Annotated in this window: 1 tRNA gene; it reads right to left on the reverse strand. The window is 59.3% G+C overall.

The window, feature by feature from the left end:
* Positions 1 to 235: 235 nt before the first annotated feature.
* Positions 236 to 310: transfer RNA gene (locus ACK4SE_RS14365), tRNA-Glu, on the reverse strand.
* Between the last annotated feature and the right edge of the window lie 213 nt (positions 311 to 523).

A 523-nucleotide genomic window follows, 5' to 3' on the forward strand; every position in this document is an offset into this window, starting at 1 on the left:
ACGAAGCCATAGCCCTTGGTGCTGTCAAACCACTTCACGCGGCCGATGACCCGCACGACGGGCGCGCTCTCGGGCGATTCCGATTCGGTTTTTGCGGCAGTCTGTGTCATCAACCCAAATTCCCCAACCGCAAAACCTAAAGCCTCGCGAGGAGCTTGTCACGCGATCTTGAGTCAGAAACGCAGGAAGATATGCGACAGCTGCGCGAAATGCGGTCAGAGGCCGGGAGAAGCGCTGGCAGTCCCTAGGGGAATCGAACCCCTCTTTCCAGGTTGAAAACCTGGCGTCCTAACCGATAGACGAAGGGACCGCACCGGCTTGAGAACCGGCGATATAGCGGCTGATGTGTCGGGCCGCAACCTGTTTCAGATGTTGAATGACAGAAGATTTACAGTGTGGCGACGTCAATGATTTCAAGCTGAACGCGCCGCCGCCCGTTCCACTGATCGGCCTTGAGGCGGCCGGCGAGACACACCCGGTCGCCGCGCCGCAAGAGGTCGCCAATCGCAGCATCTGCTGCACG

Source organism: Brevundimonas sp. (assembly GCF_046293315.1).
GTDB lineage: Bacteria > Pseudomonadota > Alphaproteobacteria > Caulobacterales > Caulobacteraceae > Brevundimonas.